Below are 4,726 nucleotides of genomic sequence, written 5' to 3'. Positions count from 1 at the left end.
GCTGAAGCATGCCCCTACACAGACATAACACAGACATAGCCGGACAGTGCCCTTGCGTGCGCATCCTTGACTCGGTCTAGCTGTGCCCGTATGATTCGTTTTTTGCGCCCTTGTTTTCTGCCTGCGCTCTTGAGGCTGATCCCGCTCTGCGGGACGGATCAGCGTCGTCCCGAAGCCTCGGGCCGAGCACCCACCCCTTATGCATGAAGGAGACGAGAGATGGCCGTCAAAGTAGGCATCAATGGTTTTGGCCGCATCGGGAGAAATCTCTTTCGCGCCAGCATGGGCGAGCCGGCGCTCGACTTTGTCGCCGTCAACGACATCACCGATCCCAAGACGCTGGCTCATTTGCTGAAGTACGACTCGGTGCTCGGCAACTTGACGGCGAAAGTTTCCTGCACGGCTGATTCCATCGCAGTGGACGGGCAATCTTTCCGTGTTTTTAAGGAAAAGGATCCGGCGGCCCTGGATTGGTCCTCGGTGGGAGCCCAGATCGTGGTCGAGTCCAGCGGCCTTTTTACCAAAGGCGCCGAGGCGGCCAAGCATCTCCGCGGCACGGTCAAGAGAGTCATCATCTCGGCCCCGGCCACCGAAGAGGACATCACCATCGTTCTGGGCGTCAATGAAAATGCTTACGACCCGGCCAAGCATCGCGTCATCTCCAACGCCTCTTGCACCACCAATTGCCTGGCTCCCGTCGCCAAGGTTTTGCAGGACAACTTCAAAATCCTCCACGGCACGATGACCACCATCCATTCCTACACCAACGACCAGCGGGTGCTCGATCTGCCGCACAAGGATCTGCGGCGCGCTCGGGCGGCGTCGCTTTCCATGATTCCGACGACTACCGGCGCCGCCAAAGCGCTGCACCTGGTCATTCCGGAGTTGAAGGGCAGACTGGACGGCTACGCCATGCGCGTGCCCACCCCCAACGTCTCGGTGGTGGACTTGACCGTTACGACGGAAAAGCCGGCCACCGCCGATCAAGTGAATGCGGCGATGAAGGCGGCGGCCGAGGGGCCGATGAAGAGCATCCTCGAATACACCGAAGAGGACCTGGTTTCCTCGGATTTCAAAGGGAACCCGCACTCGGCCATCATTGATGCCCACTTCACCAAGGTCGTCGGCGGCAATTGCGTCAAAGTCCTGGCCTGGTATGACAATGAGTGGGGTTATTCCTGCCGCCTGCGCGACCTGATCAAATTTCTGGCGACAAAAGGTTTTTAGGCAATGAACGCTGCTTGTGAGGCGGCGCGCTTCGTCCGTTTTGTCCTCAGTAAACGCCAGGAGACGGGGACCACCGGTGCCGAAACTTTCTGTTCGTGAGCTGGACCTGAAGGGCAAACGCGTTTTCATGCGCGTGGATTTCAACGTTCCCCTCACGGCGGAGGGCGACGTGGCCGAAGACACCCGTATCCGCGCCTCGCTCGAGACCATTCGCTACGCGGCGAGCCAGGGGGCCAGGGTGATTTTGGCCTCCCACCTGGGCCGGCCCAAGGGTAAGCCCGATCCGCGGATGAGCCTCCGGCCGGCGGCAACGCGCCTGAGCGAATTACTTGGCCAGCCGGTTACCTTTGCCGAAGACTGCATCGGCGCTCCCGCGCAACTTGCAGCCGCCGCTTTGCGCCCGGGCCAGCTCCTCCTGCTTGAAAATCTTCGCTTTCACAAAGAAGAAGAGGCCAACGACGCCCATTTTTCACAAGCGCTGGCAGGTCTCGCCGATCTTTATGTCAACGACGCCTTCGGCTCAGCCCACCGCGCCCATGCTTCCACCGAGGGCATCACCCGATTCGTGCCCGCGGCCGCGGCGGGCTTTCTCATGGAAAAGGAGCTGACCTATCTCGGCAAGGCGATTTCCCGGCCAGACCGCCCCTACGTGGCCATTCTCGGCGGCGCGAAGGTTTCCGACAAAATCGAAGTCGTGGAAAATTTGATGAAGCTCACCGACGCCATGTTGATTGGTGGCGGCATGGCCTATACGTTTCTCAAGGCGCGAGGCATCCCGGTGGGCAGGTCGCTGGTCGAGGACGACAAGCTCGACCTCGCCCGGAAGGTCCTGGACGATGCCGCCAGACGACACTTTCCCTTCAAGCTGCCGATCGATCACGTCGTCGCGGAAAAGCCCGACGCCGCCCCGAGCGGCATGGTGCCCGTGGAAAAGACTCCCGCGGACCAGATGGGTTTGGACATCGGCCGCCAGACGATCAACGAATACTGTGGCCGCATCGCCGGCGCGAAAACAATTGTCTGGAACGGCCCCATGGGCGTGTTTGAAAAATCTCAGTTCGCCCGCGGAACGATGGCCGTAGCCGAGGCAGTGGCCAAATCCGGCGCGACGAGCATTATTGGCGGGGGCGATTCGATTGCCGCGGTGCAGATGGCCGGCGTGGCCGACCGCATCACTCACATTTCCACCGGAGGCGGCGCTTCGCTTGAGTTTCTGGCAGGCTACAAGCTGCCCGGCGTGGAAGCGCTCACTGACAGATGAGGCGGGTGCCCAAGGCCATGTCATGCTGAGCGCAGCGAAGCATCTGAATCCGGATTCTTGGCCAGTCAGGACGGGCTCACAATGACGACAGGAGAAGTGTAGTGCGACGCCCGGTCATTGCCGGCAACTGGAAGATGCACAAGACGCGCGTGGAGACCCGCGGGTTCTTGCTGAAGCTTCGCCCGCTTATCGCCCGTTCGACTCACTGTGATGTGGTGGTGGCGGCGCCCTTCACCAACCTGGAGACAGCCATTGATGCGGCGCGCGGCTCCGACATTGCCGTCGCTGCCCAGGACGTTCACTGGGAGAAGGAAGGTGCCTTTACGGGTGAAGTTTCCGCCGGCATGCTGGCCGAGCTGGGCTGTGAATATGTCATCGTGGGCCACTCGGAGCGCCGGCAGTATTTCGGGGAGACGGATGGAACCGTCCAGAAAAAAACCATCGCCGCCATCGAGGCCGGGCTCGTGCCCATTACCTGCCTCGGTGAGAGGCTTAGCGAGCGCGAGGCAAATCGGACGGAAGTGGTTCTGGATCAACAATTTGTGTGTGCCTTCGCCGCGTTGACGGGGCAGCAATTCTCCCGTATCATCCTTGCGTATGAACCAGTTTGGGCCATCGGCACCGGGCGAACCGCCACGCCGGAACAAGCCACCGAGGCGCACCATTTCTTGCGGCGGCTGGTGGCTCGACACTTTGGAGAAGCGTGCGCCGCTGAGCTGCGCATCCTTTATGGCGGCAGCGTCAAACCCAGCAACATCAAAGGGCTCATGGCGCAGGTCGAAATAGACGGCGCGCTCGTCGGCGGCGCGAGCCTCGACCCGGAGGCCTTTGCCGCCATCGTTAATTTTTAGTGCCGCTCCCACTGCTTTGAGGTAGGCGACTGGGACGCGGGATGGGGAGAGTACCCAGGCGCCTGGCGGGTAGGGCGATGGGGTAGGCGCGACCGGCTCTCGCGATAATGGGAACGGCTGGGGAAAGGATCACAAGACCGATGCAGGAAAAAGTCTATTGGGTTTTGGCGCTGGTGGTGGGGGTGGGGTTGATTTTCCTCGGTTGGCGCTATCCCTACGTGCTGAGCACATTTCATATTCTGCTGTGTTTTATCTTGATCCTGGTTGTCTTGCTCCAGAGCGGCCGGGCGGCTGATCTTGCCGGAGCCTTCGGCGGGTCAGGCAGCCAGACGGCTTTCGGCCCGCGCGGCGCGGCGACCTTTCTCTCCAAGGCCACTACCTACGCGGCCATCCTTTTCATGGTGACTTCGTTGGCTCTGGCGATCAAGGCTTCGCGGCCGACCGCCGGCTCCGTCTTGGAGGGGGGCACGCAACCGGCTCCGGCAGCTCCCTCGCCGGCGCCGACGGCTCCCGCTCCTTCGCCACCGACGCCCGGTGCGCCCTCTCCCACGAAGTAGTTCGGCGGTGATCGCGGCGGACGGTCTTTACAGCTCTTTTCTCGTTGGCTAGAATCGTTCGTGTTCGCCCTCCTTGCGGTCGTGGCGGAATTGGCAGACGCACCAGCTTGAGGGGCTGGCGGTAGCAATACCGTGTGAGTTCGAGTCTCACCGACCGCACCAACACCAATCCCCTTGCATCGCCCCTTGGCGACATCCGCTTATCGCTGAGAAATGCGCGTTCCGCCGATGAATACGCGGTCTCCCCGGGCGCTTCTATGGGGTGACGGTGTGGCGGCGTCAAGGAGCAATAGCTGAGCATTGGCCGGGAAATGGCCGAGCAATGGCCAGCAAGTGCCGAGCCAGCAAAGAGCAAGCGACCAGCAAGAATGGGCGGCTGTGGTCGGTCGGGAAAGAGGTGGTTGCCCTCCAAGCACAGGGACATGGTAAACCGAACCGCTCCCATGAATTCGGCCTACTGAGTTTCAACTCCAGCCAAGCGGAGCGGCTCGCCGACGTTGCGACGGAGGTCATCCCAGAGGGAATCGGGCAGGGAGAAAAAGACTTCAACGACACGCGGGTCAAATTGGGTGCCCGCGCAACGACGAATTTCTGCCTTGGCAGCCTCAAGCGAAAGGGCTTTGCGGTAGGGGCGGTCGGAGATCATAGCGTCAAGGGTGTCGGCCACCGCAAAAATGCGCGCCCCCAGAGGTATCGCCTCGCTCTTCAACCCGCGAGGATAGCCCGTCCCATCAAAACGTTCCTGATGAGCGCGTACGATTTCGGCGGCCTCCTTCAAAAACGGAATCCTCTCCAGGATGCGGTAGCCGATATCGCAGTGTTTGCGGACG

5 protein-coding genes and 1 tRNA gene are annotated in these 4,726 nt (G+C 61.2%); 5 read left to right on the top strand and 1 reads right to left on the bottom strand.

Annotated elements, in window-relative coordinates; all coding sequences use genetic code 11:
- The first annotated feature begins 219 nt into the window (after positions 1-219).
- From gap to VIH17_07005, 5 genes are all read left to right on the top strand, one after another.
- The gene (gap, locus tag VIH17_07025; protein HEY4682986.1) at positions 220-1,227 is read left to right on the top strand and encodes a type I glyceraldehyde-3-phosphate dehydrogenase; all 1,008 of its coding nucleotides are present in this window, start codon (positions 220-222) and stop codon (positions 1,225-1,227) included.
- A 76-nt stretch (positions 1,228-1,303) separates the two neighbouring features.
- Complete coding sequence (locus VIH17_07020) at positions 1,304-2,488, top strand: phosphoglycerate kinase (GenBank protein HEY4682985.1); 1,185 nt, start codon at positions 1,304-1,306, stop codon at positions 2,486-2,488.
- 101 nt (positions 2,489-2,589) lie between these two features.
- Complete coding sequence (gene tpiA, locus VIH17_07015; GenBank protein ID HEY4682984.1) at positions 2,590-3,339, top strand: triose-phosphate isomerase; 750 nt, start codon at positions 2,590-2,592, stop codon at positions 3,337-3,339.
- Positions 3,340-3,479: 140 nt separating this feature from the next.
- Entirely contained in the window at positions 3,480-3,896 is a 417-nt protein-coding gene (gene secG, locus VIH17_07010) for a preprotein translocase subunit SecG (GenBank protein HEY4682983.1), read from the top strand.
- 75 nt (positions 3,897-3,971) lie between these two features.
- A tRNA-Leu gene (locus tag VIH17_07005) sits at positions 3,972-4,058 on the top strand.
- 292 nt (positions 4,059-4,350) lie between these two features.
- On the opposite strand, the gene VIH17_07000 is transcribed toward VIH17_07005, so the two are convergent.
- The coding region (locus VIH17_07000) for an HD domain-containing phosphohydrolase (GenBank protein ID HEY4682982.1) at positions 4,351-4,726 on the bottom strand (376 nt) is incomplete at its 5' end.

Source organism: Candidatus Acidiferrales bacterium (genome assembly GCA_036514995.1).
GTDB lineage: Bacteria > Acidobacteriota > Terriglobia > Acidiferrales > DATBWB01 > DATBWB01.
Note: the sequence above shows the minus strand (reverse complement) of the source record. Positions and strands in the feature narration are given on the sequence as shown.